The organism is Rhodoferax potami (assembly GCF_032193765.1).
GTDB lineage: Bacteria > Pseudomonadota > Gammaproteobacteria > Burkholderiales > Burkholderiaceae_C > Allorhodoferax > Allorhodoferax potami.
In genome coordinates this window covers 2,019,338-2,045,987 of sequence record NZ_JAVBIJ010000001.1, presented here as the reverse complement: position 1 = coordinate 2,045,987, position 26,650 = coordinate 2,019,338, and the positions used below count along the sequence as shown (strand labels likewise).

The 26,650-nt window shown below is 59.0% G+C and carries 32 protein-coding genes; 22 read left to right on the top strand and 10 right to left on the bottom strand.

What is annotated here, in order from left to right; translation table 11 throughout:
* Positions 1-47: 47 nt before the first annotated feature.
* From acpP to RAE21_RS09740, 17 genes are all read left to right on the top strand, one after another.
* Positions 48-287: an acyl carrier protein gene (acpP, locus tag RAE21_RS09820; RefSeq protein ID WP_296508934.1), complete on the top strand. Its 240-nt coding sequence runs from the start codon at positions 48-50 to the stop codon at positions 285-287.
* A gap of 148 nt (positions 288-435) precedes the next feature.
* Positions 436-1,680: a beta-ketoacyl-ACP synthase II gene (gene fabF, locus RAE21_RS09815; RefSeq protein WP_313881190.1), complete on the top strand. Its 1,245-nt coding sequence runs from the start codon at positions 436-438 to the stop codon at positions 1,678-1,680.
* Positions 1,681-1,903: 223 nt separating this feature from the next.
* Complete coding sequence (locus tag RAE21_RS09810; RefSeq protein ID WP_313881189.1) at positions 1,904-2,176, top strand: hypothetical protein; 273 nt, start codon at positions 1,904-1,906, stop codon at positions 2,174-2,176.
* Positions 2,173-2,793, top strand: a complete 621-nt coding sequence (gene rpoE / locus RAE21_RS09805; RefSeq protein WP_313881188.1) for an RNA polymerase sigma factor RpoE — start codon at positions 2,173-2,175, stop codon at positions 2,791-2,793. Before RAE21_RS09810 ends, rpoE begins: the two co-directional genes overlap by 4 nt.
* A 5-nt stretch (positions 2,794-2,798) precedes the next feature.
* Positions 2,799-3,398: a sigma-E factor negative regulatory protein gene (locus RAE21_RS09800; RefSeq protein ID WP_313881187.1), complete on the top strand. Its 600-nt coding sequence runs from the start codon at positions 2,799-2,801 to the stop codon at positions 3,396-3,398.
* 23 nt (positions 3,399-3,421) lie between these two features.
* A complete protein-coding gene (locus tag RAE21_RS09795; RefSeq protein ID WP_313881186.1) occupies positions 3,422-4,405 on the top strand; it encodes a MucB/RseB C-terminal domain-containing protein in 984 nt (327 codons plus the stop codon).
* Between the two features lie 88 nt (positions 4,406-4,493).
* Entirely contained in the window at positions 4,494-5,909 is a 1,416-nt protein-coding gene (locus RAE21_RS09790) for a Do family serine endopeptidase (RefSeq protein WP_313882693.1), read from the top strand.
* A gap of 473 nt (positions 5,910-6,382) precedes the next feature.
* Entirely contained in the window at positions 6,383-8,194 is a 1,812-nt protein-coding gene (lepA, locus tag RAE21_RS09785) for a translation elongation factor 4 (protein ID WP_313881185.1), read from the top strand.
* A complete protein-coding gene (lepB, locus tag RAE21_RS09780) occupies positions 8,194-9,159 on the top strand; it encodes a signal peptidase I (RefSeq protein WP_313881184.1) in 966 nt (321 codons plus the stop codon). The genes lepA and lepB overlap by 1 nt, the downstream gene beginning before the upstream one ends.
* Positions 9,160-9,192: 33 nt before the next feature.
* Positions 9,193-9,540, top strand: coding sequence for a DUF4845 domain-containing protein (locus RAE21_RS09775; protein WP_313875589.1), 348 nt, complete (start codon positions 9,193-9,195; stop codon positions 9,538-9,540).
* Complete coding sequence (rnc, locus tag RAE21_RS09770; RefSeq protein WP_313875590.1) at positions 9,541-10,227, top strand: ribonuclease III; 687 nt, start codon at positions 9,541-9,543, stop codon at positions 10,225-10,227. It begins immediately after the preceding gene.
* Positions 10,228-10,334: 107 nt separating this feature from the next.
* Positions 10,335-11,294 carry a GTPase Era gene (gene era / locus RAE21_RS09765; protein ID WP_416221282.1) on the top strand — a complete coding sequence of 320 codons (960 nt, stop codon included), beginning with the start codon at positions 10,335-10,337 and terminating at the stop codon, positions 11,292-11,294.
* Positions 11,295-11,421: 127 nt separating this feature from the next.
* Entirely contained in the window at positions 11,422-12,171 is a 750-nt protein-coding gene (gene recO / locus RAE21_RS09760; RefSeq protein WP_087496867.1) for a DNA repair protein RecO, read from the top strand.
* Positions 12,168-12,917 carry a pyridoxine 5'-phosphate synthase gene (locus RAE21_RS09755; protein WP_313881181.1) on the top strand — a complete coding sequence of 250 codons (750 nt, stop codon included), beginning with the start codon at positions 12,168-12,170 and terminating at the stop codon, positions 12,915-12,917. Before recO ends, RAE21_RS09755 begins: the two co-directional genes overlap by 4 nt.
* 9 nt (positions 12,918-12,926) lie before the next feature.
* The gene (acpS, locus tag RAE21_RS09750; protein ID WP_313881180.1) at positions 12,927-13,319 is read left to right on the top strand and encodes a holo-ACP synthase; all 393 of its coding nucleotides are present in this window, start codon (positions 12,927-12,929) and stop codon (positions 13,317-13,319) included.
* A 75-nt stretch (positions 13,320-13,394) separates the two neighbouring features.
* The gene (gene nagZ / locus RAE21_RS09745) at positions 13,395-14,498 is read left to right on the top strand and encodes a beta-N-acetylhexosaminidase (protein WP_313881179.1); all 1,104 of its coding nucleotides are present in this window, start codon (positions 13,395-13,397) and stop codon (positions 14,496-14,498) included.
* 20 nt (positions 14,499-14,518) lie between these two features.
* A complete protein-coding gene (locus RAE21_RS09740) occupies positions 14,519-15,061 on the top strand; it encodes a rhomboid family intramembrane serine protease (RefSeq protein WP_313881178.1) in 543 nt (180 codons plus the stop codon).
* On the opposite strand, the gene RAE21_RS09735 is transcribed toward RAE21_RS09740, so the two are convergent.
* From RAE21_RS09735 to RAE21_RS09725, 3 genes are all read right to left on the bottom strand, one after another.
* Positions 14,948-16,891, bottom strand: a complete 1,944-nt coding sequence (locus tag RAE21_RS09735; protein ID WP_313881177.1) for a S8 family serine peptidase — start codon at positions 16,889-16,891, stop codon at positions 14,948-14,950. The genes RAE21_RS09740 and RAE21_RS09735 overlap by 114 nt on opposite strands.
* A complete protein-coding gene (locus tag RAE21_RS09730) occupies positions 16,888-17,190 on the bottom strand; it encodes a hypothetical protein (protein WP_313881176.1) in 303 nt (100 codons plus the stop codon). The genes RAE21_RS09735 and RAE21_RS09730 overlap by 4 nt, the downstream gene beginning before the upstream one ends.
* Positions 17,191-17,395: 205 nt before the next feature.
* Positions 17,396-17,623 carry a hypothetical protein gene (locus RAE21_RS09725; protein WP_296508917.1) on the bottom strand — a complete coding sequence of 76 codons (228 nt, stop codon included), beginning with the start codon at positions 17,621-17,623 and terminating at the stop codon, positions 17,396-17,398.
* A 165-nt stretch (positions 17,624-17,788) separates the two neighbouring features.
* Here RAE21_RS09725 and RAE21_RS09720 point away from each other — a divergent pair, with 165 nt between their 5' ends.
* Genes RAE21_RS09720 through RAE21_RS09705 form a run of 4 tightly spaced genes read left to right on the top strand, consistent with a single transcriptional unit; the run spans position 17,789 to position 19,441 of the window.
* On the top strand, positions 17,789-18,262 hold the full coding sequence (locus RAE21_RS09720) for a FecR family protein (RefSeq protein ID WP_313881175.1): 474 nt from the start codon (positions 17,789-17,791) through the stop codon (positions 18,260-18,262).
* Positions 18,259-18,846 (top strand): OmpA family protein, encoded by a 588-nt coding sequence (locus tag RAE21_RS09715; protein ID WP_313881174.1) that lies wholly within the window; start codon positions 18,259-18,261, stop codon positions 18,844-18,846. Before RAE21_RS09720 ends, RAE21_RS09715 begins: the two co-directional genes overlap by 4 nt.
* Before the next feature lie 17 nt (positions 18,847-18,863).
* Positions 18,864-19,229 carry a translation initiation factor Sui1 gene (locus RAE21_RS09710; RefSeq protein ID WP_313881173.1) on the top strand — a complete coding sequence of 122 codons (366 nt, stop codon included), beginning with the start codon at positions 18,864-18,866 and terminating at the stop codon, positions 19,227-19,229.
* The gene (locus RAE21_RS09705) at positions 19,229-19,441 is read left to right on the top strand and encodes a DUF3820 family protein (RefSeq protein WP_313881172.1); all 213 of its coding nucleotides are present in this window, start codon (positions 19,229-19,231) and stop codon (positions 19,439-19,441) included. The genes RAE21_RS09710 and RAE21_RS09705 overlap by 1 nt, the downstream gene beginning before the upstream one ends.
* 3 nt (positions 19,442-19,444) lie before the next feature.
* On the opposite strand, the gene RAE21_RS09700 is transcribed toward RAE21_RS09705, so the two are convergent.
* From RAE21_RS09700 to lysS, 4 genes are all read right to left on the bottom strand, one after another.
* Positions 19,445-20,047 (bottom strand): chalcone isomerase family protein, encoded by a 603-nt coding sequence (locus RAE21_RS09700; RefSeq protein ID WP_313881171.1) that lies wholly within the window; start codon positions 20,045-20,047, stop codon positions 19,445-19,447.
* A gap of 81 nt (positions 20,048-20,128) precedes the next feature.
* Positions 20,129-20,689, bottom strand: a complete 561-nt coding sequence (locus RAE21_RS09695) for an rRNA large subunit pseudouridine synthase E (protein WP_313881170.1) — start codon at positions 20,687-20,689, stop codon at positions 20,129-20,131.
* Between the two features lie 3 nt (positions 20,690-20,692).
* On the bottom strand, positions 20,693-21,226 hold the full coding sequence (locus tag RAE21_RS09690) for a YgjP-like metallopeptidase domain-containing protein (RefSeq protein ID WP_313881169.1): 534 nt from the start codon (positions 21,224-21,226) through the stop codon (positions 20,693-20,695).
* Between the two features lie 55 nt (positions 21,227-21,281).
* Entirely contained in the window at positions 21,282-22,829 is a 1,548-nt protein-coding gene (lysS, locus tag RAE21_RS09685; protein WP_313881168.1) for a lysine--tRNA ligase, read from the bottom strand.
* Between the two features lie 120 nt (positions 22,830-22,949).
* Between lysS and RAE21_RS09680 the strand changes: the two genes are divergently transcribed.
* The gene (locus tag RAE21_RS09680; protein WP_313875607.1) at positions 22,950-23,522 is read left to right on the top strand and encodes a YggT family protein; all 573 of its coding nucleotides are present in this window, start codon (positions 22,950-22,952) and stop codon (positions 23,520-23,522) included.
* Positions 23,523-23,568: 46 nt separating this feature from the next.
* On the opposite strand, the gene accD is transcribed toward RAE21_RS09680, so the two are convergent.
* The 3 genes from accD to trpB form a co-directional block, all read right to left on the bottom strand.
* The gene (gene accD / locus RAE21_RS09675; RefSeq protein ID WP_313875608.1) at positions 23,569-24,441 is read right to left on the bottom strand and encodes an acetyl-CoA carboxylase, carboxyltransferase subunit beta; all 873 of its coding nucleotides are present in this window, start codon (positions 24,439-24,441) and stop codon (positions 23,569-23,571) included.
* Between the two features lie 85 nt (positions 24,442-24,526).
* The gene (gene trpA / locus RAE21_RS09670; protein ID WP_313881167.1) at positions 24,527-25,351 is read right to left on the bottom strand and encodes a tryptophan synthase subunit alpha; all 825 of its coding nucleotides are present in this window, start codon (positions 25,349-25,351) and stop codon (positions 24,527-24,529) included.
* A complete protein-coding gene (gene trpB, locus RAE21_RS09665; RefSeq protein ID WP_313881166.1) occupies positions 25,348-26,646 on the bottom strand; it encodes a tryptophan synthase subunit beta in 1,299 nt (432 codons plus the stop codon). The genes trpA and trpB overlap by 4 nt, the downstream gene beginning before the upstream one ends.
* Positions 26,647-26,650 lie beyond the last annotated feature (4 nt).

The following is a 26,650-nucleotide window of genomic DNA, read 5'->3' as shown; positions in this document are numbered from 1 at the left end:
AGGGCGGGTAAAATCTCGGATTCTTTTACAACCCTTAGAGGGAACCCATGAGCGATATCGAAGTCCGTGTCAAAAAAATCATTGCTGAACAACTCGGCGTGGAAGAGTCTCAAGTTACCAGCGAAAAGTCCTTTGTGGCAGACCTGGGTGCTGACTCCTTGGACACAGTGGAACTGGTGATGGCTTTGGAAGATGAGTTCGGAATTGAAATCCCGGACGAAGACGCAGAAAAGATCACTACCGTGCAAAACGCGATCGATTACGCGAACACCCACAAAAAGGCCTAATAGCCTTGGGCAATGCGCTAGTGCGCTTTGCCAACCCGGCCGGCAACCGCAGGATCATCGCCTGCAGGTGTCCGGCCGGTTCCTCCCCTATTCTCTGTATCGCCGCTATGGCGGTACTTCTTTGACGAACTATTGAATCCAGGTTTCTATGTCCCGTCGTCGCGTTGTTGTCACTGGTTTAGGTTGTGTCAGTCCCGTAGGTAATACGGTGACAGAGGCTTGGTCCAATTTGCTGGCAGGTAAGTCCGGTATTGATGTCATTTCCAAGTTCGACGCATCTGCTTTTGCCTGCAAGATCGCCGGGGAAGTGCGTAACTTCGAGTTGGAGGCGTACATCAACTCCAAAGAAGCCCGCACCATGGATACCTTTATCCACTACGGTATCGCGGCTGCCATGCAGGCAGTGGTCGACTCCGGTCTTAAGACCGGCGATGCCCTGAGTGACGAAGAGTCCACGCGCATTGGTTGCGTGATCGGCTCTGGCATTGGCGGCCTGCCAATGATCGAAAACACACACGCGGAGTACACCAACCGCGGTCCGCGCCGGATTTCTCCATTTTTTGTGCCGGCTTCTATCATCAACATGACTGCTGGCCATGTGTCCATGCGCTACGGCTTCAAAGGCCCGAACATTGCCATCGTCACAGCGTGCACGACCGGTTTGCATTGCATTGGTGAAGCGGGCCGCATGATTGAGTACGGTGATGCGGACGTGATGGTTGCTGGTGGTTCTGAAGCGACCGTATCCCCCTTGGGTATTGGTGGTTTCGCTGCCATGCGCGCCCTGAGTACCCGCAATGACGACCCGACAACCGCCTCCCGCCCTTGGGACAAAGATCGTGATGGCTTTGTTTTGGGCGAAGGCGGCGGCGTAATGGTGCTCGAAGAGTACGAACACGCCAAGGCACGCGGGGCCAAGATCTACGCTGAATTGGCCGGTTTTGGTATGAGTGCAGATGCTGGGCACATGACAGCCCCCAATATGGATGGCCCCCGTCGTGCCATGTTGAGCGCCATGCGCAATGCAGGTGTCAATGCCGACCAAGTGGATTACCTCAATGCCCACGGCACCTCCACGCCGCTGGGCGATGTGAATGAATCCAATGCCATCAAGGCCGCTTTGGGTGATCACGCCAAACGCGTGGTGGTGAACTCCACCAAGTCCATGACCGGGCACCTTTTGGGTGGCGCAGGTGGCTTGGAGTCGGTGTTCACGGTATTGGCTTTGCACCACCAAAAGAGCCCGCCAACCATCAATATCTTTAATCAAGATCCGGAATGCGATCTTGATTACTGCGCCAACACGGCCCGCGATATGAAGATCGATGTCGCTGTCAAAAACAACTTCGGGTTTGGCGGTACCAACGGCACGCTGGTGTTCAAACGCATTTAATACACACGGCCAGTCACACTGACCCTCCATGCAACGTCCACCGGCGACAAGTCTGCAGGTTTCGCGGTCAAAAAGGTTGGGCTGGCTTTTTGCCGGCCTGATTTTTTTGTTCTTGTGCGCGCCGCTCTACAGCGTTTGGAGTGGCCAAGCATGGGACCGAACGCTGGCTGTGTGGGCCGCTTGGGGCGTCCTGAGTGCAAATTTAGTGCTCTCGTGGCGTCGTATGCCTGAAGGGCGGTTGCGTTGGGATGGTGAGACTTGGTATTGGGGGAGCCTGTCCCAACCCATCAAGGCTGTGCGCATTCAGTACGACTTTCAGCGCACCTTGTGGGTGCTGTTGCAACCGGAGCATGGTCAGCAATTTGGTGTGTGGTTGGAGGCCGATGCTCTGAATCCCGAGCGTTGGCGCTCCGTCCGGCGTGCCTTGGTCTGGTGTGAGGAAACAGCTTGGGGCGCGGAGGTGTCAGTTGCGCCCGCGGTGGGGATGCACCCATGACAGACATCGTGGAACCCGCTCCCGACGCTGATTGGCCCTTGGTCGAACGCACGATCGCAGGTGATCAACGTGCGTATGGCCTGCTGGTCCTGAAATACCAGCGGCGTATCCAGCGGCTGGTTGGGCGCATGGTCCGGGATGTGGATTTGGTGGAAGACATCACCCAAGAAACCTTTATCCGTGCCTACCGGGCGCTTCATCAATTCCGCGGCGATGCGCAGTTCTACACTTGGCTGTACAGAATTGCCGTCAACACGGCCAAAAAGTCGTTGTTGGAGCTGAAGAGAGATCGCACTATTTCGGAGTCTTTCTTTGCCCGTGATGAAGAAGATGAAACTTCTTTCCGCCAAAACGAACCAAGTAACGAAGAAACACCCGAAACCGTGCTGGCCGCCAAGGAAATTGCCGGTGTGGTGAATGCTGCGATGGAGGCTTTGCCGGATGAGCTCCGGCAGGCTGTCGTACTCCGGGAAATCGAAGGTTTGAGTTATGAAGAAATTTCACTCTCTATGGCATGCCCGATCGGAACTGTCCGATCACGGATCTTCCGTGCTCGTGAAGCGATTTCTGCAAAGTTGAAACCTCTTTTGGATAAACAAACCGGCAAGCGTTGGTAAGTCATATGGATCGCCTTTCCCAAAATCAAATGTCTGTTCAGGAGCAACTGTCTGCGCTGGCAGACGGTGAACTCGACTCCACGGAGTTGGGGGCTTTGCTGGATGCCTTGGAGCGGGATCCGGCGCACTATGCCGCATGGACAGGCCTGCACGCTGGCGCGGCAGCTACGCGCGGTGAACCGCTATCCGGCGCCTCCGGCGATCTGGCGTTCTGGCAATCCATCCAGGGAAAAATCGCCTCCGAATCAATCTTGCAAGCCCAGTCGATGCCGACTGTTGGCGTGCAGGGCGCAGCGTTGCGCAGCGCGCCACCTGCTAACGCCTCTTTTTGGAAGGCACGTCGCTTTGCGTCGATCGCCTTGGTGTTGGCGGTGGGCGGTGTCGCCTCTTTGCTTTGGCCTATTGCCGGTACAGGCCCTTCCGACATGAGTGCGGCGCCCGCAGGGCCGGCACTGGCCGCAGCGACTACCGACGCGGGTGTCATGTTGCGCGATCCCCAGCTTGACGCCTTGATGGAAGCCCACCAGCAGATGGGCGGACATTCTGCTTGGCAAGGGCCTTCGGGCTTTCTGCGCAATGCGACCTACGAAAGGCCTTCCCGGTGAACTGGGTGCGTAGCTGCCGGCTGTTGTCACGTGGGCTCGTGCTGGCCTGTGTTTTGGGCCTGCAGGCTTGGGTGCCTGCGATAGCCCAAGAGAACTCTGTGAGTGCCTGGCTGACGCGTCTTCATGAGGCCTCCAAACATCGCACCTACACCGGCACTTTTGTGGTGTCTGCCGGTACGCAAATGGCAAGTGCCAAAATCTGGCATGTGTGTGAAGGCGAGCAGCAGTTAGAGCGTATTGAGCCATTGAGTGGTACGCCCCGCACCACCTTCCGGCGTAACTCCGAGGTGTTGACGCTCTTCCCGACGGCCAAGGTCGGTATTGCCGAGACGCGTGAGGCGACTAGCTTGTTCCCGGGGCTGTTGAAGTCCAAAGGGGCAGATCTTGATGAGTTCTATTCGCTCAAGACGATGGCATCGGAGCGCTTGGCTGGAGTGGATGCAGATGTGGTTCACATTCAGGCCAAAGATGGCCTCCGTTACGGATACCGGGTGTGGAGTGAGAAGAAAACTGGTCTGGTGATCCAGCTGCAAACACTGGATGTCGACGGAAAAACGCTGGAGCAGTCCGCATTCTCAGAGCTCAACATGGATGCCCAAGTGAGCTCTGCCAAGCTCAACCAAATGATGGGGCAAACCGAGGGTTATCGCATTGAGCGGCGCACCACGGAGAAAACGAGCGCCGCTGCCCAAGGATGGGCTATGAATGGGGGGGTGCCCGGATTCAAGCCCGGCGGTTGTTACATACGCCCGGTGGCCTTGTTGGCAGGTGCTTCCGGCAAAACAGATACCTCCATGCAATGGATGTTCTCCGACGGTTTGGCGACCGTGTCTCTGTTTGTTGAGCGATTTGATCCTAGCCGCCACGTACAAGTTGGCGCGGCAGATTTGGGCGGCGCTACCCGGACGCAAACACGCAAGCTCGGCAATTGGTGGATCACTGCGGTAGGCGAGGTGCCCGCTGGGACCTTGGCCGTGTTCACCCAGGCGCTTGAGCGCAAAAAATAAGACCCTATCTTTGTCTCATCAGTTTTTTCAGGAAACGTTCCACATGACACATCACATCTTTTCAATCCGGCGTTGGGGCCTAGCGGTCATGTTGGGTGCATGTGCCGCATCGTTTTTGCCTTTGTCGGCGGCCCACGCGCAAGTCCGCGGATTGCCGGATTTCACCGACCTCGTGGATCAGGTGGGCCCTTCGGTCGTGAATATCCGTACCTTGGAAAAGGTCAGCGCTCGCGCACAACAGGGCGGACCGAATGAAGAGGAAATGTTGGAGTTCTTCCGTCGTTTCGGCTTGCCGATTCCCAACATGCCGAAACAGAACCCTCGCCAAAACCGCCCACAGCAGCAAGAAGAAGAGCAGCCACGTGGTGTCGGTTCAGGTTTCATCTTGACTAGCGATGGCGTGATCATGACCAATGCGCACGTGGTGGACGGGGCAGACGAAGTCATTGTGACGCTCACCGACAAGCGGGAATTCAAAGCCAAGATTCTGGGGGCGGACAAACGCTCCGATGTGGCGGTGGTCAAAATTGACGCGACCGGTTTACCAGCAGTGAAGGTGGGTGATGTGAACCGCCTTCGGGTGGGCGAATGGGTCATGGCGATCGGTTCTCCGTTCGGGCTGGAAAACACCGTCACCGCCGGTATCGTGAGCGCCAAACAGCGTGACACCGGTGATTTCTTGCCTTTCATACAGACCGACGTGGCCATCAACCCAGGAAACTCTGGTGGTCCTTTGATCAATATGCGAGGCGAGGTGGTCGGGATCAACAGCCAGATCTATTCACGCTCCGGCGGTTTTATGGGAATTTCTTTTTCCATCCCGATGGACGAAGCGGTCCGGGTGAGTGACCAATTGCGCGCGTCGGGTCGCGTGTCTCGCGGGCGCATCGGTGTGCAGATCGATCAGGTGAGTAAAGAGGTTGCGGAATCTATTGGCTTGGGCAAACCCACCGGTGCCTTGGTTCGCGGCGTAGAGTCTGGATCCCCGGCTGAAAAAGCTGGCGTGGAGGCGGGCGACATCATCACCCGCTTTGACGGAAAGGCCATCGAAAAATCCAGCGACTTACCGCGCATTGTGGGTGGCACCAAGCCCGGAACCAAAAGCACTCTGACCGTATTCCGCCGCGGTGGCAGCAAAGAACTGCAAGTGGTGATCGCTGAAATTGAAGCGGACAAACCCGTTGCAAAAGCCCCCGCGAAAGAGGAACGTCCGGCGGCATCGATTGCCACCCAGGTGTATGGCTTGGCAGTGACCGCACTCACAGACGCCCAGAAAAAAGAAGCGGGTGTCCGTGGAGGCGTGCGCATAGAAGCTGCTACGGAAGCGGCGGCTCGCGCCGGCTTGCGTGAGGGGGATGTGATTTTGCAAGTAGCCAACGTCGAAGTGTTAACCGTGAAGGAATTCGAGGCAGTGCTGGGCAAACACGACAAAACCAAGGCTTTGAATGTGTTGTTCCGGCGCGGTGATTGGACGCAGTTCGCCGTGATCCGGGCTGGCCGATAGGCCAAGCAACCCTAAAGCACAGCAGGCTATGGGGTTGTTTGCAGCATAAAAAAGCCTGACTCATGGATTTTGCCGCCTAGCTTTGATGGGGGTGGGGGCCTAAATCCATGGGCTTTTTTAAAGCGGTGGTTAGAATACGGGCGGTCGATGGATCAAAGCAGGTATATGGAACTTGCGATAATCCATCATGTGGGAATCGATAGATTGCCCCACAGGCCTTCCACAGCTCTCCCACAAGTTGTTCAGCGGCGTCAAACACAATCTGTGGATAACTTGTGAATATTTGTGCTGTTGCCGTGTAGCAACGACCCCCGGTCCGGATTTTTCGGCTGTGCTTTTTGGACTTTTTGCCTACAATGAACGTCCAACTATCGCAGTTGCCAAAAGATTGTTGGTTCGGGGCGCGTCTCACCATGACGCGCCCTTTTTTCATGGCTGATCCTTTTAATTCAATTACTTGAAGCGCGTCGTTGATGAATCACATCCGAAATTTTTCCATCATTGCCCACATTGACCACGGCAAATCCACGCTGGCCGATCGCTTGATTCAGCGTTGCGGCGGACTGGAAGCGCGCGAGATGGAGGCACAGGTTCTGGACTCGATGGACATCGAGAAAGAGCGTGGGATAACCATCAAGGCGCAGACCGCCGCGCTGCAATACAAGGCGAAGGATGGCCAGGTTTACAACCTCAATTTGATTGACACACCTGGTCACGTGGACTTCTCTTATGAAGTGTCGCGATCGCTGTCGGCGTGCGAAGGTGCGTTGCTGGTGGTCGATGCCTCCCAAGGCGTTGAGGCTCAGACGGTGGCCAATTGCTACACCGCGCTGGACCTCAATGTGGAAGTGTTGCCGGTACTCAACAAGATTGACCTGCCCAATGCCGACCCTGACAACGCGCGCAGCGAAATCGAAGACGTGATTGGTATCGACGCGACCGACGCGATTGTCTGCTCGGCCAAGACGGGATTGGGCATCGACGACATTCTGGAGTCCATCGTCGCCAAGATCCCCTCGCCACGCGGCAATCCCGATGGCCCATTGCGCGCCATGATCATCGACAGCTGGTTTGACCCTTACGTGGGTGTCGTCATGCTGGTGCGCGTGGTGGATGGTCGTCTGGCCAAGGGCGAGCGTATCAAGATGATGGCATCGGGTGCCACCTACAACGCGGATAACCTGGGTGTGTTTACTCCAGCGAATCAGCCGCGGCAGTCGCTTGAGGCGGGTGAGGTGGGTTACATCATTGCTGGTATCAAAGAATTGCAGGCCGCCAAAGTGGGCGACACGGTGACGCTGATCAAGCCCGGTACAGGTGGCGCTTCCGCCACGGCGACTGAGGCGCTGCCTGGCTTCAAGGAAATTCAGCCCCAAGTCTTTGCGGGCTTGTACCCCACCGAGGCCAGTGAGTACGACTCCCTGCGCGACGCTCTCGAGAAACTGAAGCTCAACGACGCATCCTTGCACTATGAGCCGGAAGTTTCCCAGGCCCTTGGCTTCGGTTTCCGCTGCGGATTTTTGGGTCTGTTGCACATGGAAATTGTTCAGGAGCGCTTGGAGCGCGAGTTCGATCAGGACTTGATTACGACAGCCCCCAGTGTGATCTACCAAGTGGTCAAGAACGACGGCGAAGTGGTGATGGTGGAGAACCCGTCAAAGATGCCTGAGATTGGCAAGACCGCCGAAATTCGCGAGCCCATCGTCACCATGCATCTCTACATGCCGCAGGAATATGTGGGTGTGGTGATGACGCTTGCCAACCAAAAGCGCGGCGTGCAAATGAATATGGCTTACAAGGGTCGCCAAGTTGTGCTGACCTATGAGATGCCACTGGCCGAAATCGTGCTCGACTTCTTTGACAAGCTCAAGAGCGTGAGCCGGGGTTATGCGTCCATGGACTACGAGTTCAAAGAATACCGTGCGGCTGATGTCGTCAAGGTAGACATTTTGTTGAACTCTGAGAAGGTGGATGCGTTATCCATCATGCTGCACCGTGCCCAAAGCCAGTACAGGGGCCGCGCTGTGGTCGCCAAAATGCGCGAAATTATTTCCCGCCAAATGTACGACGTGGCGATCCAAGCGGCCATCGGCGCCAACATTATTGCGCGTGAGACAATCAAAGCGCTGCGCAAAAACGTGTTGGCCAAGTGCTATGGCGGCGACATTTCCCGTAAGCGCAAGCTGCTGGAAAAGCAAAAAGCCGGTAAAAAGCGTATGAAACAAATCGGCTCTGTGGAGGTGCCGCAAGAAGCCTTCCTCGCCATTCTCCAAGTGGAAGATTAATGCAAGCATTCACAGCAGCGGTATTGGGCGCCTTTGTTGCCTATGGAGCCTCTTGGTATTTCGGTTTGGTCGATGGCAACTTTGCGCTGCTGCTGTTCCTGGCCAGCGTAGTAACCGGTGTGTATTGGTTGGCTGAGCGCTTTTACTTTCTGCCCCAGCGCCAGCGTGCAGTGGCGGAACTGGAAGCACAAGACGCCAAGCGCCGCGAGGGCTTGGCCCAAATGGGGATCACCCAGGTCGACGGCGATATCCAGGAGGCCAAAGTCAAGTTGCTGATGCAACCTTGGTGGCTGGATTGGACCGCGGGTTTGTTTCCCGTCATCATCGTTGTGTTTTTGTTGCGCTCATTTTTGTTTGAGCCTTTCAAAATACCTTCGGGTTCCATGATTCCGACGCTGTTGGTCGGTGACTTGATCCTGGTGAATAAATTCACCTACGGCGTCCGCTTGCCGGTCATCAACCTCAAGATCACGGAAGGCAACAAACCCCAGCGCGGTGACGTGATGGTGTTTCGCTACCCGCCCAAGCCGAGCCTCGATTACATCAAGCGTGTCGTGGGTGTGCCCGGGGATACCGTGGCCTACTTGAACAAGCGACTCACGATCAATGGCAAGCCGGTGGAGACCAACGCCTTGCCGGATTTCCTGGATGAAGACGCAAGCCAATACTTCAAGCAATTTGAAGAGACCTTGGGCGAGAAGCCGCATCGGTTGTTGAACGACGCTCGCCGTCCGGCCTTTATTGCCGGCATCGAGAAGTTTGATGGCATGGAGAATTGCAGCTACACCGTCGAAGGCGTCACCTGCACAGTCCCCGAAGGTCAGTACTTCATGATGGGTGACAATCGCGATAACTCGCTGGACTCCCGTTACTGGGGTTTCGTGCCGGATAAAAATATCGTCGGCAAAGCGTTTTTTGTGTGGATGAACTTTACCAATCTGAAGCGGATTGGCGCATTCCACTGAGTGTTTCACCAACCAGCGTCCGGAAAATTCACTATGCCCAGCAAAGCTCAACAGCGCGGAATTTCTTTTATTGGCCTCTTGTTTGTGGGCGCCGTGCTCGCGATGACGGGCGTAGTCGCCGCGCAAGCCTTCCCAACCGTGATTGAGTATTTCGCGGTTGAAAAGGCGGTGCAGCGCGCCTCCACAGGGCAGTCGGTCGTGGAAGTGCGTGCGCTGTTCGACAAGCAGGCCGAAGTGGACACCATCAAGTCCATTACCGGCAAGGACCTCGAAGTCACCAAGGTGGGCGACAAAGTGGTAGTCGGTTTCGCGTACGAGCGCGAAATCCATTTGGCCGGCCCGGCCTACCTCACCCTTAAATACGCAGGACGATCCAAGTAAGTGACAGATGGTTTGACCGCGCTGCAGCAGCGACTGCAGCACCAGTTCTCGAATATTTCATTGCTGTCGAGGGCCCTGACCCATCGCAGCTTCTCTGCTGACCACTACGAGCGCTTGGAGTTTCTGGGCGACTCGGTACTGGGGTTGGCGATCTCCGATTTGCTCTACACCCGCTTGGGCAGTTTGCCTGAGGGCGATCTGTCGCGGGTACGTGCCAATCTCGTCCGCCAGGAAACCCTGCATGAGCTGGCCCTGAAACTCGGGCTCCCTGACGTGCTCAAGCTGGGTGAGGGGGAGATGCGCTCCGGCGGCCCCAAGCGGGCGTCTATCTTGGCGGATGCACTCGAAGCCATCATTGGCGCGGTGTATCTGGATGCCGGGTTTAACACCGCGCAGGCACTGGTCCACCGCTTGTTTGAGGCAGTGGAAATCAATCCGCATATGCAGGCTATCGGCAAGGATGCCAAGACCGAGTTGCAGGAGTGGCTCCAGGGTCGCAAAATGAAGGTGCCGGTCTACACCGTGGTGGGCACCACCGGTGCCGCACACAAACAAAGTTTTGACGTGGAGTGCGAAGTCCCTGAGCTGCGCCTGTCGGAACGCGGTATCGGCGGATCCCGCCGCGCCGGAGAACAAGCAGCGGCTGCGGCCATGCTGCAAACCATTAAAGCAAAGGTCAAATCATGAATGCTCCTAAAAAAGTAGCTGCTCGCGCAGAATCCACGGGCGCTAAGGGGCAAAAAGACTCTCAAACTCCAGTAGAGGCCGTCGAGGTGCAATCAGACTTGGACGCGATGCTCGAAGGCTTGCTCAAGAGCACGCCCAAATTGGCCACCCCTGGTACCGATGGTGCGGGTCAGCGATGCGGCTTGGTCGCGATCGTGGGCAAGCCCAACGTGGGCAAGTCCACCTTGCTCAACGCCCTGGTGGGGCAAAAGATCAGCATTACCTCGCGCAAGGCGCAAACCACACGCCACCGCATCACCGGCATGCGCACCGAAGGGCAGACCCAGTTTGTGTTTGTGGACACCCCCGGCTTCCAGACCATTCACGGCAACGCGCTGAACAAGTCTTTGAACAAAGCGGTGCAGGGCGCAGTGTCCGATGTGGACCTGGTGCTGTTTGTGGTGGAGGCCGGCAGCTTTACGTCGGCAGACGAAAAGGTATTGAAGCTGCTGGGAACAGGCATTCCGGTCGTGTTGGTCGCCAACAAGCTGGACAACGTGAAGGAGCGCGCTAGCCTGGCCCCCTGGTTGCAAGCCATGCAGGCCCGCGCCAAATTCACCGAAATGATTCCGCTGTCGGCCAAGAACGCCAAGGATATTGAGCGCTTGCTGGGTATCTGCGAGAAGTTCTTGCCCGAGCAAGCCTGGTGGTACTCGGAAGACGAGTTGACCGACCGCAGCGAGAAATTCCTGGCCAGCGAGTTGGTCCGCGAAAAGCTGTTCCGCCTGACCGGTGACGAGCTGCCCTACACCTCCACGGTGGTGATCGACAAGTTCGAAGAAGAGCCACCCCAGAAAAAGGGCCAGAAGCGCTTGTTGCGCATTGCCGCCACCATCGTGGTGGAGCGCGATGGCCACAAGGCCATGGTGATCGGTGACAAGGGCGAGCGCATCAAGCGCATCGGCATGGAAACCCGTGTGGAACTTGAAAAGCTGGCAGACGCCAAGGTGTTTTTGGAGCTGTGGGTCAAAGTGCGCTCCGGCTGGGCCGATGACGAAGCGCGCGTGCGCAGCTTCGGGTATGAGTAAATTCACCCCTAGGCTTCGCGCACTGCGTGTCGCTTCGCCACCCCCCTTGCAGGGGGCAACGCCTGCGGTCTGGCGGAGCCAGTCCCGCGGCGTTCGCTGGGTTTAGGCCCTCGCACACCTACGATTCATGGCGACCAAACGGATTGCGGACGAGCCGGCGTTTGTATTGCATCGCTACGACTGGAGCGAGAGCAGCTTGATTCTGGAAGTGTTCACCCGCCATTACGGTCGGGTAGCACTGGTCGCCAAAGGGGCGAAAAAGCCCACTTCGAGTTTCCGCCCCATCCTGCTGCCGCTGCAGCCACTGCACGTGGCCTTTGGAGGCGATGCCGAGATCCGCACTTTGCGCAGTGCGGAGTGGCAGGGAGGGCATGTGATGCCGACCGGGGATGCCCTTCTGTCTGGCTACTACCTCAACGAGTTACTCATCACCTTGTTGGCGCGGGACGACCCGCATGCCGCGCTGTTTGACATCTATGCCCAAGTGGTCCGCGTCATTGCCAGCGAGCACGACGAAGTGCTGCAGGCGGCCCTGCGGACCTTCGAGTTGCTGTTGCTGCGTGAGGTGGGTTTTCTGCCCCAGCTCGATGCACAAACCATGACGCTGGCGCCTTTGCATGCCGATGTGCGTTATGTGCTGGTGCCTGAGGGCGGACTTCGGCAGGCAGGGCCTGACGACCGTGTCGGCCTGCTCGGAACCCAGTGGGTGGCACTGCAAGATGCGATCGCGGACGACGCCCCCTTCACCACCACCCTACGGGCTTGCGCCGAGGTGATGTCGGAACTCAAACCTCAGCTACGGGCGCTGCTGCACTACCATTGCGGCGTCAAGACGCTGCGCACGCGGCAGATGATGATTGATATTCAAAACCTATGAAAACCCATCTCTCCGTCAACCTGAACAAAGTAGCGCTGGTGCGCAACACCCGCCACCTCGGCATTCCCAACGTCACCCGCGCAGCGACTTTGTGCCTGGAGGCGGGCGCAGCCGGAATCACGGTGCACCCGCGCCCTGATGCCCGCCACATCCGCGCGCAGGATGTATTGGACTTGGCGGAGCTGCTCAAAGCCTGGCCCGATCGTGAGTTCAACGTCGAAGGCAACCCATTTCACAACCTGATGGACTGCGTGCGCGACCTGCGCCAGCGCGGCTTGCCGGTGCACCAAGTGACGTTCGTACCCGACTCGGAAGGTCAATTCACCAGTGACCACGGCTGGAGCTTCCCCACGGATGCTGCACGCTTGCAACCCTTGATTGCCGAAGCCCACGCCCTGAACCTGCGCGTGAGTTTGTTCATGGACGCAGACCCGGCGGCCATGGCGGCTGCCAAAGCGGTGGGTGCTGACCGCGTTGAGCTCTACACCGAGCCGTTTGCCGCTGCTTGGGGCACCGCGGATCAGCAAGCGCAATTGGATCGCTTTGCCGCTGCTGCCCAAGCGGCACTGGACGCGGGCCTCGGCGTGAATGCGGGCCATGATTTGAACCGTGACAACCTCGCTGCGTTTGCGCAGCAGGTGCCGGGATTGCAAGAAGTGTCCATTGGCCACGCTTTAATAGCTGATGCGCTGGAGCTGGGCTACACCGCCACTATCAAGGCCTATCTGGCTTGCCTCGGGCAATAAAGGCGCGCCTTGATATACGGCATTGGCACTGACATCTGCGATGTGCGCCGCATACGCGCCAGCGTAGAGCGCCATGGCGAGCGATTTGCGGCCAAGGTGCTGTCCGACGCGGAACTGGCTACCTGGAAGGCCCGCAGCGCCCGCTGGCCCGAGCGCGGCTTGCGTTACCTCGCCACCCGCTTCAGTGCCAAAGAGGCCTTCAGCAAGGCCATCGGGCTGGGCATGCGCATGCCCATGAGCTGGAAGCTGTGCGAGATTGCCAACGAGCGCAGTGGCAAGCCGGTCATCGTGTTGCATGGTGAGCTGAAGACCTGGTTTGAAGCCCAAGGGCTGCAGGCCCACATCACTGTGACGGACGAAACCGACTATGCCGCCAGCTTCTGTGTAGTGGAAACCCGCTGAAAATATGAATAAAAATAGCCGCTGGCGCTCATAGAATATGCGCGAGTAGCTCCTGAATTGATAGCAATAAACACTATGACATTCCACGCCCCTCTGATCATCGATATCGCCGGCACCAGCCTCACCGCCGTAGACCGCAAGCGCTTGAAGCACCCGCTGGTGGGGGGCATGATTTTGTTTGCCCGCAACTGGCAAAACCGCGAGCAACTCACCGCGCTGTGCCGCGACATCAAGAAAGTGCGCGCGGATTTGCTGATCTGCGTGGACCATGAAGGCGGCCGTGTGCAGCGTTTCAAGACCGACGGCTTCACCCACTTGCCGCCCATGCGCGCCTTGGGTGAGATGTGGATGCGTGACATCGTGCCCACCACCTCCGCCAAGAAGGCGGGCGCCTTGGACGCTACCAACGCGGCCACCGCTACCGGTTATGTGATGGGCGCCGAGTTGCGCGCCTGTGGCGTGGATATGAGCTTCACGCCGGTGCTGGACCTCGACTACGGCGAGAGCAGTGTTATCGGCGACCGCGCGTTTGCGCGCGACCCGCGTGTGGTGAGCATGCTGGCCAAGAGCCTGATGCACGGTTTGCAAAAAAGCGGCATGGCCAATTGCGGCAAGCACTTCCCCGGCCATGGCTTTGTGAAAGCCGACTCGCACATCGACATCCCCGTAGACAAGCGCAGCCTAAAAGCCATTTTGGCGGACGACGCCGCACCGTACCGTTGGCTCAACACCGTGACCAGCAGCGTGATGCCTGCCCACGTGATTTACCCCAAGGTCGACAGCCGCCCTGCGGGCTTCTCGAGCGTGTGGTTGAACGACATCCTGCGTGGCCAGTTGGGCTTTACCGGCGCCATTTTCAGTGACGACCTGTCCATGGCCGGCGCCCGCTTGATCGACGGTAAAACCGTGAGCTACACCGAAGCGGCTGTGGTGGCGTTAAACGCAGGCTGCGACTTGGTGCTCTTGTGCAACCAGTCCATGGCCAATGCCGAGGGCGGTGGCAAAGCGGTGGACGAATTGATCGACGGCCTGACCGAAGCCCAGCTTAAAGGTCAGTGGCAGGCACTGGAGGCGAGCGAAGCCCGCCGCCGCGCATTGCTGCCTACCAGCCCTGCCATGGCGTGGGACGACCTCATGGTGCACCCCGACTACATGCAGGCACTGGACTGGATCGCCTGAAAGCCTGATCCGCGCCGGCCATGGACTTCGCCGCGCTGATCTATCACCGCCAGGCATTTCTGGATGGCCAGTGGTGGCTGCCGTTCACGGCACAGCTGGTGCACTTCAATCTTGCGCACGGCATGTCCAATGCGATGGTCGCGCTGTTGTTGGCCGCGCTATTCCGGCCGATGCTGGTTTGGGCACAGCAGTGCGCCTTGATTTTGGGAAGCGCATTCGCCGTTGCTATGGTCGTGGTGTCTGATGCGAACTGTGCCTACTACGCGGGTGCCTCTGGCGCGCTGTACGGGTGGGCCGCGGGCGGGTGCATGATGACGATTTTTTCCGAGAGCGTCACTTCCCAACCCCACCGGCGGATCGCACTTTTTGTGTTGTGCCTGTTGCTGGTGCGCTTGGTGGCGATGCAGTGGGCCGGGGTTGGCGCTACAGCGTGGGGCTTTCCAGTCTATCTACCCGCCCATTGGGCAGGGCTTGTTGGCGGACTTGCAATGGCGAGTTTCTTCATGCGCAGGAAGACGACGCCTGCGCAGACCACGCATCGCCAGCAAAGCGACGAGCGCTAGCTCCCATCCCGACATCGTGCCGCCCCCGCCACCCCCTCCGCTGCTACTTGCGGTGGCAAGGGTCGCGGAGTTGATGGTGAGCGTGACCGTTTGCGGCATGCCTGAGCGGCTGGTATCGCTGGGGGTGACGGTGAAGCTATAGGTTCCGAGCACGGGGATACTCCAACGGAAGCGGCCTGTGCTGCTGAGTGTCGCCCCTGCGGGTAACCCGGAGCTGGAGAACGTGACCGTATCCGAGTCTGCATCAACGGCGGTAAAGTCAAATTGGAGGTCGATGCCTTCGGTACCAGTTTGCGTGGGCGCCGACGTCATGGAAGGTGGAGTGTTTGACGCAGAGCCCTCACTCACCTGCAAGGCCTTCACCGCTGCAAAGGCATCCAACATGCCGGTGCCGCAGGTGGTCAATGATGCGCAAACAGTCCCCGACCGGAAGGGGCGCGTGTTGTTCTTCAACAGCGCTGCAATTTGTGCTGGTGTCAGGGTTGGCTTGATTTGCAGCAGGAGTGCGGCGGCCGCGGCAACATGCGGCGCAGCCATGCTGGTGCCGCTTTTGAGCAAGATCGCATCGCTCTGAGGCGTGGTCCGGCCCGTGTTGTCGGTGGAAAAAATGCTGGACCCGGGTGCACTGAGGGCGACTTGCGCACCGACGTTGGCGAAGCTTGATTTCTCCCCCGTGATGGTGTGGGCGGTAACCGCAATCACGCCGCTGCAATTCGCCGGCGAGGAGACGGGGCCCCCGTCGTCATTCCCGGCCGACACCACCACGGTGGTGCCTGCCGTCACAACTGCGTTGACGGCATCCCTATACGAGTCGGAGCAGCTTCCCGTGCTACCCAGGCTCATGTTGATGACTTTGGCGATATTCGGGTTGGTGACGCCATTCACTTGGCGAAGGCCTGCAGCCCAATACATTCCTTCCTGGATATCCGATGAGTAACCACCGCATACCCCCAACACCCGAACCGGCAGTATCTTGGCGCCGAAAGCACCCCCGATAACGCCGCTGCTGTTATTGGCAACTGCGGCAATGGTTCCTGCGACATGGGTACCGTGCCAGCTGGAGTCCTCCACTGCGCAATCGCTCACGTTGGAATTCCAGTCTCCGGGGTCTGTGGGGTTATCGTCACGCCCATCTCCGTCATTCGCCGTTGTAAACGTGGTGTTGATGGGCGGGTTATCGGCTGAAATGAAATCGTAGCCCTGCAACACGTTGGCTGCCAAGTCCGGATGGGGGCGATACCCCGAGTCCAACACCGCCACGATCACCCCCGCACCCGTCACCGGGGTGCTGGATCCGATCATCCGATCCCATGCGAGCTGGAAATTGGCCCCGCCGACCGCCCCAGCAGGTGATTTGAGGTTCCATAAGCTGCTGAAAAACGTATCGTTCGGCGTCAGGTGCGCTTGCACGCGCTCATCAATCTCGACATACTCCACCGCAGGGTCTTTGGCCAGCTTGGCGATGACCGACTGCATTTCCGGCCGGGTCAAGGGGGCGCCGGTACTCGCCACCTGGATGCCGTTGTAGATGGTTTTCAGGTGGCGCAGGTTCAATTCGTGCCCAGCCACAGTGCTGGCCGCGCGCTCTTTCAAACCTTGAACACGTTCCCTGTCGCTGGTCTCTGCGAAGAGGTGAGCGGCTTTGGACTCTTTGGGGGTCTTGAATTTGATGATCAACCGGCTGTACGTCGCCCCCTCCAGGGAGGCGGCGGAGCGGGCGACTTTGGCCGGTGGGCCCTCAGAGAGGGGCAGCGCAGCAAGCGCGGGTATCGCTCCGAGGGCAAGGGCGCTAAGGGTGGCGTTTTTGAGTAAACGCAAATAAGGTCTCATCGCAAGTGTCCCTCATTTCGCATGGCTTTGGCATCCAACTCGGCATACCGCACTCCGGGGGCCTTTGCGAGTTTTGCCACAAGGTCTTGGGTCGTCTGCCCGGGTTGTGGAGTGATGGCGAGCAAACAGCTGGTCGCTGATATCTTTGACACAAATACGATGGATGCGGCACCGGTGGATGCAGAGAGGCTACGCACCAGTGCTGTGGGATCCTCAGGGATGGCTTCGTGAGTGCCCACCATCAAGCGTACCGCTTGGGTGGCGACAGGTGTCGTTGCTGAGGCGACGCTTGGACTCATGGACGGGCCCAATCCGCAGCCTGAGAGGGCCGTTAAAAGCGCCAAAAAAATGCCAAAAGTGAACAGCTTCACAATGCTCCCTCGCATGTGCCGAAACAGAGTGGAATGCGTGAGTCTGCGGGCAGACATCACTTTTTCACATTGTAGGCACGGCCTGAAAGGGCGGCGAAAGACTAAGGAAAGCGGCCCGGTTGTCCGCCGAGTATCAGGGTGAGCGGTGCAGCCGGGGCGCCGAGAGGGCGACGATCTGGTCCCGGGTCGCTTCGTCGATCAGGCGGTGCTTGAGCAGGCTGCCGTCTGCGGTCATGAGCGCCCGCAGTTGTTGCAGGTCTTTGACGGTCGGGGCGACCTTGATCTGTGCAAGCGCAGCCTGGCTGTTGTTGCCTTTGATGAGTGCTGCCACTTTGGTGGCCCAAACGCTGGGACGAGACATGTGATTAAGTGGCCAACTTTGATAAAGAGGGTTATTTTCGCACAGCACCGCCAGAAACGCTTCATGGATTGCTACGAAAACAATAGCGCCAATGCGACCGTTGACCGCGATCCCTACATTCCTCCTGCTGGAATAGACCACGCCGATCCGGTACCATCGCCGGCTATGACTCAAGCACATACCGGTTTTAGAGCGTTGACGCGCAGCACCATGTTGGCCTGCACCCTTGGGCTGGCCCTTTGGAGTCCATCTGTGATGGCGCAAGAGGCCCGCAGTGGGACGTTTAAAACTGTGCAGGGCGGTGTCAAGGTGGTCCAAGGCGATGCCCAGCGCGCAGTCATTCCCGGTGCCGGTGTGCAAGAGGCAGAAAGAGTCCAAACCGATGCAAGCGGTTCTGCGGTGCTGATGCTGCGCGACGGTACCTCGATTGCCATTGGCCCGAACACCACCGTCGATATCAGCCGCTTTCAGTTTGACGGCACCACCCAGCAAGGCAGCCTCGCAGTCCGGGTGCTGCAGGGCACGATCCGGATGGTGACCGGCCTGTTAGGCAAGGTGCAACCAGACAACGTCAAAGTGACAACGCCCGCCACAACCGTCAGTGTGCGCGGCACGGATTTCATTGTGGAGGTGCTATGAGCGTGCGTTACCTAGTTGTTGTCGCATTGCTCGGCCTGCAAGCGTGTGCCCCTGTAAGCCGTGTTATTTTGTTGCCGGACAGTGCGGGCCGGTCTACCGCAGTCCAGGTGAGCAATGCCGGCGGAGTAGTGGATCTGACCCAGCCCTATCAAACCGCAGCGTTGCAGCAGGACGGCCGCTTGGAAGCAGGCGTACTCAGTGCTGAGGAAGTTCAAGATAAATACAAGGGGCTGCTGGCGTTGCCGATGCCCACAGCGTCTCAATTGACATTGCGGTTTGAGCCCGGCACATCCAATTTGACGGCGGAGTCTCAGGGCCAGCTCCCCGAGATCATTGCGTTGGCTTCAAAGCGGGCCGGCGGTGAAATTCTGGTGGTAGGTCATACCGACCGCACAGGGAGCCCGCAGGCCAACGACACTTTGTCATTGCAGCGAGCGCAAGCGGTGCGTGAGCTGCTGGTACAGCGCGGCTTTGCGCCTGAGCGGATTGAGGCGATTGGCCGTGGCGAGCGTGAGCCGGTGGTCCCGACCGAAGCCAACGTGAATGAACCCCGCAACCGCCGCGCAGAAATCATCATTCGCTGAGCGCGTTTGGGTCTTTGATGGTGAAAAAAACGCTCTCTGATCTTGGTGGTTTGGTGTATTCGACCGAGGTGGGGCGCACCTGTCCGGTGTGCCGTCAAGCCATTGCTGAATGCATGTGCCACACGCCCAAGCGACCTGCTGGCGATGGCATTGTCCGCGTGTCCCGCGAAACCAAAGGTCGGGCAGGCAAAGGTGTAACGCTGGTGAAGGGTGTCCCGCTGGACGATGAGGAGTTGATGGCTTTGGGCAAAAAACTCAAGGCGGCCTGTGGCTCCGGCGGTACCGTCAAAGACGGCGTGATTGAAGTGCAGGGCGACCATGTCGAGAAAGTCATGTCGGCTCTGGTCGCGCAAGGTTTCACCGTCAAGCGCGCGGGTGGCTGATGCAGGCAGAAGACCTGCAAAAGCTGGTTGAGCGCCCCATGCCTTTCGGTAAATACCAAGGGCGCTTGATTGCGGATTTACCCGGCGACTACCTGAACTGGTTTGCGCGCACGGGTTTTCCTAAAGGGGAGATGGGTCGCTTGTTGCAGCTGATGCATGAGATTGACCACAACGGCTTGAGCGATCTGCTCACGCCACTGCGCCAGCGCTAACGGCTAGAGCCCCAGCAATGCCGAGCGCAGCTCCGGTTTTCGAGCTTTGGGGTCCAGCCAGATTTTGAAAAATGCTTCGCTGAAGGTGGCGTCCGCGGTTTCACCCAGGAGCTTGCCGTTCAGGAAAAAGCGGGCGCCCGCACCGGGCACATGCACGCCCAGCAAACGGTCGCCGGATTTCACATCGACAAACAAGCCCGTCATGAAGTTGGACCAGGTTTGCACCTGCTCTGGCGTTGCAGCGCTGATGCGGGATATCTCAATCAGCGAAGTGTTGTTGATGTCGCTGGCTTTGACCGAGGTGTTGTACACAATCTCCAGGGCAAAAGTCCGGCTGAAGCTGAAGTCTCCTCCGCTTGCCGCGGGCAACCACAGCGTAGCGTCATACGCCTTGAACCCGAAGAACTTCAAGGGGCCGCTGCCCTTGGGCAGCCAGTTCGCACCATAGGCGCTTAGCGCGGCTGGGGCGCGGCTGGCAGGGGGCTGCTCTTGCGCCCAGCCGGGCACGCTGAGCGCCCCTAGCAAAGCAGCCATTACCAGCGGTCGTCGTCGCACTGCAGTAGTGTTGAAGGTGGTGGGGGCCATAGGGTTCAGTGCGTCGGACATGGCATGATTTTGGCTGAAGCGCGCAATAAAGCAACCCACTCGGATAAAAAAAGACTGAGTGGTATTTTTTGCGCTAACGGGCTATCCGGCTGATGCCGAAGCTTCTCGCCAAACTCCGGGTTGCAGGTTGTCCAAATGGTGCGGGCCAATGGCTGCACGTATCAGCCGCAGGGTGGGGTAGCCCACCGCGGCAGTCATACGTCGCACCTGGCGATTGCGCCCCTCGCGGATCACCAGCTCCACCCAACTGGTCGGGATGGATTGGCGAAAGCGCACCGGTGGGTTGCGCTCCCACAAGCCTTCGGGCGCCTGAATGCGCTGCGCGCGCGCCGGCAGGGTGATGCCGTCGTTGAGCTTCACGCCTTGGCGTAGCGCTGCCAAGGCGGCCTCGTCAGGTTCACCCTCCACTTGCACCCAATAGGTCTTTTCCATCTTGAAGCGCGGGTCGCTGATGCGGGCCTGCAGCTTGCCGTCGTTGGTGAGCAGCAGCAGGCCTTCGCTGTCGGCGTCCAACCGTCCTGCGACGTAGACCCCGGGCAAATCAATGAAGTCTTTGAGCCCGCGCCAGCGCCCTTCGGGCGTGAACTGGCTGAGCACGCCGTAGGGTTTGTTAAAGCAAATCAGGCTGGAGGGGCGCAGCATGGCTTACTCCGCCTCAGTCCAGAGCCGTTGGCCAGTCGCCTCCAAGTGGGTGAGGTAAATGCGCACCTCAAACTCCAGCTGGTGGTAGGCGGGCTCCATGTGGGTACAGAGCTTGTAGAAGGCCTTGTCATGCTCGCGCTCGCGCAGGTGGGCCAGCTCGTGCACCACGATCATCTTGAGAAAGGGCTCCGGCGTGTCCTTGAACAGGCTGGCCACCCGGATCTCGCGTTTGCTTTTGAGTTTGCTGCCCTGCACCCGCGAGATAGTGGTGTGGGTGCCTAGCGCGTTCTTGACGACATGCAGTTTGCTGTCGAAGGCCACTTTGGAGAGCGGCTCGGTGCTGCGCAGGTAGTCGGCCTTGAGGTCTTGCACATAGTCGTACAGCACCTTGTCGGTCCGCACGCCGTGCGCCTGCGGGTGGCGCTGGGTCAGCCAGCTGCCCACCCGGCCCTCGTCCAACATGCGCTGCACTTGGGCCAGCGTGTCTGCGGGGTAGCCATTCAGGTAGCGCAGCGCAGGCGTTGCTACCATTTTCATAGCTACTTGCGCAGATTCCGCCTGCGCTAGGGGCCTGTTTGGCTTCAAATCTGAATCAGATTTCGCGGCGGAGCGCGGGGAACAAAATCACGTCGCGGATGCTGGCGCTGTCGGTCAGCAACATCATCAGGCGGTCGATGCCGATACCGCAGCCGCCGGTGGGGGGCATGCCGTATTCCAGGGCGCGCACAAAGTCGTGGTCGAAGTGCATGGCCTCGTCGTCGCCGCTGTCTTTGGCGGCCACTTGGGCGTGGAAGCGGGCGGCCTGGTCTTCGGCGTCGTTCAGCTCGCTGAAGCCGTTGCCGAACTCGCGGCCCGTGATGTAGAGCTCAAAACGCTCGGTCACTTCAGGGCGGTCGTCATTGGCGCGGGCCAGCGGCGAGATTTCGGTGGGGTGCTCCATGATGAAGGTGGGGTTCCACAACTTCTCTTCCACCGTCTCTTCAAAGTACAGCACCTGCAGGCTGGCCAAGCTGCGGCCTTCCAAGCGGTTTTTGGCTTCGGTCAAGCCCAGCTTCTTCACCGCGTTGGTCAGCCAGGTGGCATCAAACACGTTGTCGCCAGCGTCGGTGTACTTCTGGATGGCTTCAACGATAGTCAGGCGCTCAAACGGCTGCTCCAGATCGACAGGCTTGCCAGCGTATGTGAGTTGCAAGCCTCCGGTGGCCTTCTGGGCGGCGTCGCGGATCAGCTTTTCGGTGTAGTCCATCAGGTCCTGGTAGTTCCAGTAGGCCGCGTAGAACTCCATCATGGTGAACTCGGGGTTGTGGCGCACCGAGATGCCTTCGTTGCGGTAGCTGCGGTTGATTTCGAACACACGGTCAAAGCCACCCACGATCAGGCGTTTGAGGTACAGCTCAGGCGCAATGCGCAAGAACATCTCCTGGTCCAGCGCATTGTGGTGGGTTTTGAACGGCTTGGCGTTGGCACCACCGGGGATCGGGTGCAACATGGGCGTTTCCACTTCCAGAAAGTCGTGGCCCACCATGAACTCCCGCAGGGCACTCACGGCTTTGCTGCGTGCCACGAAACGCTTGCGCGACTCCACATCGGTCATCAGGTCCACATAGCGCTGGCGGTACTTGGTTTCCTGGTCCGCCATGCCATGGAACTTGTCCGGCATGGGACGCAGGCTCTTGGTCAGCAGGCGAATGCTGGTCGCGTGGATGGACAGCTCACCGGTCTTGGTTTTGAATAGCGTGCCTTCGGCCGCTACGATGTCGCCCAAATCCCAGTGCTTGAAGGCGGCGTACAGGTCCACACCCACGTCTTCACCGCGCACATAGAGCTGGATGCGGCCACCACTGGGGCCGAAGGACGAGTCCTGCAGGGTGCAGAAGCTGGCCTTGCCCATGACGCGCTTGAGCATCATGCGGCCGGCAACCTTGGCGGTGGCGCCCAAGGCTACCAACTCTTCTGCGGTCTTGTCGTTGTGGGCCGCGAACAAGGCTTCTGCTTTGTCTTCGGGTTGGAAGTCGTTGGGGAAGGCAACGCCTTGACCAGCGGCCTGCTGCTCGCGCAGTGCCTTGAGCTTTTCACGGCGCTCTTGGATCAACTGGTTTTCGTCTTGCGGTGCGGGAGCTGCTTGGTTTTGGTCAGACATGGAGTGACTTGTGGGTTCGGTAGGAGAAATCGGCAAACCTCAAGGGGTTTTGGCCGCAACCCTCCATTGTAAGAGGGCAGGCTGCCGCTATGATGCGCTCGCACTTTACTTGGATCGCCCATGCTCTACAAAATCGTTGTTCTCTTGTTGGAAGTGGTGACCGGCTTGTTGACCACCACCTGTTTGTTGCGCCTGTACATGCAGCAACAGCGCATACCTTTATCTGCCCGCTCGGGGAACCCGCTGGGGCGTTTTGTGTTTGCTTTGACGGACTGGATCGTGCTGCCCCTGCGCCGCGTCGTGCCGGCATTGGGCCCTTGGGACATGGCCAGCCTGGTTGCCGCATTCTTGATCCAGCTGGCGCATTTCGGGGTGCTCTGGGCCCTGAACGGGTTTGGTGTGACGCCGCTGTCGATCGTGGTGCTGGCCTTGCTGGGCCTGGTGCGCCTGAGCTTGTCGGGTTTGACCGCGTTGGTATTGGTCTACGCCGTGTTGAGTTGGGTGCAGGCGCAGTCGTTTTTTTCAGAGCTCATCGGTCGGCTGGTAACGCCGGTGCTGGCACCCATCCGCAAAGTTGTGCCTCTGGTGGGCGGGGTGGATTTGTCGCCCCTGGTGCTATTGGTCTTGCTACAGATTTTGACGATTGTGCTGGGTGACCTGCAATACACCATGCTCTCAGCAGTAGCCGGATAAAAAAAGAGGCCCGATGGGCCTCTTTTTTTGGGGCGGAGCCGGATTCTCAGATCACGGCATCTGCAGGCTGGCGCTGCAGCATCGCCAAGGTCTCCGCAATGGTTTTGCGCAGTTCGCGGCGGTCAGAGATGAAATCAATCGCGCCCTTGGTCTGCAAGAATTCCGAGCGCTGAAAGCCTTCCGGCAGAGTCACTCGCACGGTAGATTCAATCACCCGGGGGCCCGCGAAGCCGATCAAGGCTTTGGGCTCTGCAATCACCACATCGCCCAGGAAAGCAAAGCCCGCGCTCACCCCACCCATGGTGGGGTCGGTCAGCACGCTGATATAGGGCAAGCCTTTTTTGGCCAGACGGGTGAGCGCTGCATTGGTTTTTGCCATTTGCATCAGGCTCAGCAAGCCTTCTTGCATACGGGCTCCACCGGTCGCGGTAAAGCAGACAAACGGCACTTTTTGTTCGATGGCCGTTTCCACGCCACGCACAAAGCGCTCGCCCACCACAGAGCCCATGGAGCCGCCCATGAATTCAAATTCAAAGCAGGCTGCCACCAAGCTGACGCCGTGCACTGCGCCACCCATGACGATCAATGCGTCTGTCTCGCCCGTGTTTTCGAGGGCTTCTTTCAGGCGCTCAGGGTATTTGCGGCTGTCTTTGAATTTCAAGGCATCCACTGGCAGCACTTCCTGACCAATCTCGAAGCGGCCTTCGTTGTCCAAAAAGGCATTCAGGCGTGCACGGGCACCGATACGGTGATGGTGGCCACAGCTGGGGCACACATTCTGGTTTTGCTCCAGGTCGGTTTTGTAGAGCACCGATTCGCAGCTGGGGCACTTGATCCACAGGCCTTCGGGTACGCTGCGGCGCTCCGTAGGGTCGGTGTGTTGAATCTTGGGGGGTAGCAGTTTTTCCAACCAACTCATGGGATTTCTCCAGTGCAGTGCCCGAATGGGCGTCCAACAGACAGGGGGTGATTATCCGTCAAACCGCCCCCGCCGTTTTTCAGGATCAGCCTTGGTCTAACGCGGTGCGGATTTCCTGCAGGAAGGCTTGCGCCACCGGCCCCACTTGGGCGCGTGGAGCGTCTTCCAGCAATTGGATGATCTTGCTGCCTATCACCACCGCATCTGCCACCTTGGAGATGGTCTTGGCGGTCGCGGCGTCGCGAATGCCGAAGCCCACGCCTACAGGGGTGCTGATGTGCTGGCGGATGCGGGGCAACATGGCTTCTACGGCATTGGTGTCCAAAGCGCCGGAGCCCGTTACGCCCTTGAGCGACACGTAATACACATAGCCGCTGGCTACGCGGGCCACTTGCTGCATGCGCTCATCGGTGCTGGTGGGTGCCAACAGGAAAATCAAGTCCATGTTGTGAGCCCGCAGGTCGGCGGCAAAGGCCTCGCATTCTTCGGGTGGGTAGTCCACGATCAGCACGCCGTCGACGCCGGCTTCCGAGGCGTCTTTCACAAACGCGCTGGCGACGCCGGGGCGGGCTTGTTTTTGGTCGTAGCGCTCTACCGGGTTCGCGTAGCCCATTAAAACCACCGGCGTGGTGGCGTTGGTTTTGCGGAACTCGCGCACCATGGCAATCACCTGCACCAAGCCGATACCGAAGGCCAAGGCTTTGTCGCCAGCCTTTTGGATCACGGGGCCGTCCGCGCTGGGGTCTGAGAAGGGCACGCCCAGCTCGATCACATCCGCACCGCCTGCGACCATCGCGTGCATCAGCTCGGGCGTAACGTCGGCATAAGGGTAGCCTGCGGTCACAAACGGAATGAGCGCTTTGCGGCCTTGGGCCTTCAGCGCGGCAAAGGTGGCGTCAATACGGCTCATGCTGCACCTCCTGCTTTGACTAACTGCACGGGCTGTTCGCCCCCTTTGACCGATTGGCCGCGGCAGCTGGGTCGGCAGTAAAAGTCGGCATTGCTCAGGTCGGCCACGGTGCCGATGTCTTTGTCACCACGGCCGGACAGGTTGACCAGAATGCTCTGGTCGGGGCGCATGGTTTTGGCCATCTTCATCGCGTAGGCCACGGCATGGCTCGATTCCAGCGCGGGGATGATGCCTTCGGTGCGGCACAGGTAGTGGAAAGCGTCCAGCGCCTCCTTGTCGGTAATGCCCACATATTCTGCGCGGCCGATGTCAGACAGGAACGCGTGCTCAGGCCCCACGCCAGGGTAATCCAGCCCGGCGCTCACACTGTGGGTCTCGGTGACCTGGCCGTTGTCGTCTTGCAGCACGTAGGTGCGGTTGCCATGCAGCACGCCGGGGCTGCCCTTCTGGATCGACGCGGAGTGTTTGCCGCTTTCCAGGCCTTCGCCAGCGGCTTCCACCCCGATCAGGCGGGTTTGGTCGTGCTGGATGTAGGGGTGGAAAATACCCATCGCGTTGGACCCGCCGCCCACGCAGGCAATCACAGCGTCAGGCTGTTCTGTATTGCAGCCGGCAGTGGCCAGCATTTCGGGCATTTGCACCAGACACTCGTTGCCGATCACGCTCTGAAAGTCGCGGACCATCATGGGGTAGGGGTGTGGGCCTGCCACGGTACCGATGATGTAGAAGGTGTTGTCCACATTGGCGACCCAGTCGCGCATCGCTTCGTTCAAGGCATCTTTCAGTGTCTTGCTGCCGCTCTCTACCGGCACCACGGTGGCACCCAGCAGCTTCATGCGGTAGACGTTAGGGCTTTGGCGTTTCACGTCTTCGCTGCCCATGTACACCACGCATTCCAGGCCATAGCGGGCGCAGATGGTGGCGGTGGCCACACCGTGCTGGCCGGCGCCGGTTTCGGCAATCACGCGGGGCTTGCCCATGCGCTTGGCGAGCATGGCCTGGCCGATGGTGTTGTTGACCTTGTGGGCGCCGGTGTGGTTCAGGTCTTCGCGCTTCAAGAAGATTTGTGCACCACCCATTTCGCGGCTCATGCGGGCCGCGTGGTACACGGGGGAAGGGCGGCCTACAAAGTGGGCCAGTTCTGATTGGAACTCCGCGAGGAACTCGGGGTCGTGCTGGTACTTGGCGTAGGCGTCTTTGAGCTCGTTGATGGCGTGGGTCAGCGTCTCGGAGACAAAACTGCCGCCGTACTGGCCAAAGTGGCCTTTGGCATCGGGTTGTTGGTAGTCGAACATGGTG

Coding starts and splice junctions, on each gene's coding strand:
- acpP (WP_296508934.1), top strand. CDS start 48: ATGAGCGATATCGAAGTCCGTGTCAAAAAAATCATTGCTGAACAACTC.
- fabF (WP_313881190.1), top strand. CDS start 436: ATGTCCCGTCGTCGCGTTGTTGTCACTGGTTTAGGTTGTGTCAGTCCC.
- RAE21_RS09810 (WP_313881189.1), top strand. CDS start 1,904: ATGCCTGAAGGGCGGTTGCGTTGGGATGGTGAGACTTGGTATTGGGGG.
- rpoE (WP_313881188.1), top strand. CDS start 2,173: ATGACAGACATCGTGGAACCCGCTCCCGACGCTGATTGGCCCTTGGTC.
- RAE21_RS09800 (WP_313881187.1), top strand. CDS start 2,799: ATGGATCGCCTTTCCCAAAATCAAATGTCTGTTCAGGAGCAACTGTCT.
- RAE21_RS09790 (WP_313882693.1), top strand. CDS start 4,494: ATGTTGGGTGCATGTGCCGCATCGTTTTTGCCTTTGTCGGCGGCCCAC.
- lepA (WP_313881185.1), top strand. CDS start 6,383: ATGAATCACATCCGAAATTTTTCCATCATTGCCCACATTGACCACGGC.
- lepB (WP_313881184.1), top strand. CDS start 8,194: ATGCAAGCATTCACAGCAGCGGTATTGGGCGCCTTTGTTGCCTATGGA.
- RAE21_RS09775 (WP_313875589.1), top strand. CDS start 9,193: ATGCCCAGCAAAGCTCAACAGCGCGGAATTTCTTTTATTGGCCTCTTG.
- era (WP_416221282.1), top strand. CDS start 10,335: ATGCTCGAAGGCTTGCTCAAGAGCACGCCCAAATTGGCCACCCCTGGT.
- recO (WP_087496867.1), top strand. CDS start 11,422: ATGGCGACCAAACGGATTGCGGACGAGCCGGCGTTTGTATTGCATCGC.
- RAE21_RS09755 (WP_313881181.1), top strand. CDS start 12,168: ATGAAAACCCATCTCTCCGTCAACCTGAACAAAGTAGCGCTGGTGCGC.
- nagZ (WP_313881179.1), top strand. CDS start 13,395: ATGACATTCCACGCCCCTCTGATCATCGATATCGCCGGCACCAGCCTC.
- RAE21_RS09740 (WP_313881178.1), top strand. CDS start 14,519: ATGGACTTCGCCGCGCTGATCTATCACCGCCAGGCATTTCTGGATGGC.
- RAE21_RS09735 (WP_313881177.1), bottom strand. CDS start 16,891: ATGAGACCTTATTTGCGTTTACTCAAAAACGCCACCCTTAGCGCCCTT.
- RAE21_RS09730 (WP_313881176.1), bottom strand. CDS start 17,190: ATGAGTCCAAGCGTCGCCTCAGCAACGACACCTGTCGCCACCCAAGCG.
- RAE21_RS09725 (WP_296508917.1), bottom strand. CDS start 17,623: ATGTCTCGTCCCAGCGTTTGGGCCACCAAAGTGGCAGCACTCATCAAA.
- RAE21_RS09720 (WP_313881175.1), top strand. CDS start 17,789: ATGACTCAAGCACATACCGGTTTTAGAGCGTTGACGCGCAGCACCATG.
- RAE21_RS09715 (WP_313881174.1), top strand. CDS start 18,259: ATGAGCGTGCGTTACCTAGTTGTTGTCGCATTGCTCGGCCTGCAAGCG.
- RAE21_RS09710 (WP_313881173.1), top strand. CDS start 18,864: ATGGTGAAAAAAACGCTCTCTGATCTTGGTGGTTTGGTGTATTCGACC.
- RAE21_RS09705 (WP_313881172.1), top strand. CDS start 19,229: ATGCAGGCAGAAGACCTGCAAAAGCTGGTTGAGCGCCCCATGCCTTTC.
- RAE21_RS09700 (WP_313881171.1), bottom strand. CDS start 20,047: ATGTCCGACGCACTGAACCCTATGGCCCCCACCACCTTCAACACTACT.
- RAE21_RS09695 (WP_313881170.1), bottom strand. CDS start 20,689: ATGCTGCGCCCCTCCAGCCTGATTTGCTTTAACAAACCCTACGGCGTG.
- RAE21_RS09690 (WP_313881169.1), bottom strand. CDS start 21,226: ATGAAAATGGTAGCAACGCCTGCGCTGCGCTACCTGAATGGCTACCCC.
- lysS (WP_313881168.1), bottom strand. CDS start 22,829: ATGTCTGACCAAAACCAAGCAGCTCCCGCACCGCAAGACGAAAACCAG.
- RAE21_RS09680 (WP_313875607.1), top strand. CDS start 22,950: ATGCTCTACAAAATCGTTGTTCTCTTGTTGGAAGTGGTGACCGGCTTG.
- accD (WP_313875608.1), bottom strand. CDS start 24,441: ATGAGTTGGTTGGAAAAACTGCTACCCCCCAAGATTCAACACACCGAC.
- trpA (WP_313881167.1), bottom strand. CDS start 25,351: ATGAGCCGTATTGACGCCACCTTTGCCGCGCTGAAGGCCCAAGGCCGC.
- trpB (WP_313881166.1), bottom strand. CDS start 26,646: ATGTTCGACTACCAACAACCCGATGCCAAAGGCCACTTTGGCCAGTAC.